Origin of the sequence: Clostridium sp. UBA2485 (genome assembly GCF_002341865.1) — a bacterium.
In the GTDB taxonomy this organism is placed as follows: domain Bacteria; phylum Bacillota; class Clostridia; order Clostridiales; family Clostridiaceae; genus Clostridium_J.
Window position 1 is genome coordinate 1 of the sequence record NZ_DDOV01000077.1, and the last position, 307, is coordinate 307.

Here is a 307-nt window from a genome sequence, read left to right on the forward strand (position 1 = left end):
AAGAATAGTGCTTCTTTTGCATCCAAAATATCGTTCCAATCAAAATAGCCATTACTATTATGTTTAAGATTATTAATAGTGTATCATTCATTTTTTCACCTTCTCCTTATTATAATATTTACCCTATATTTATAAATGCTGTTAATCCATTTAATGTTACACTTTAGTTATAAATATAATATAACCCATTGTTTGCATAATATTAATTAACATAAACTCTTTCTTAAGGATACATATTATTAGTTAAAAATAATTTCAAATTATTAATTTGTTCCTATTATATCTATAAAACATATATTGCATATAT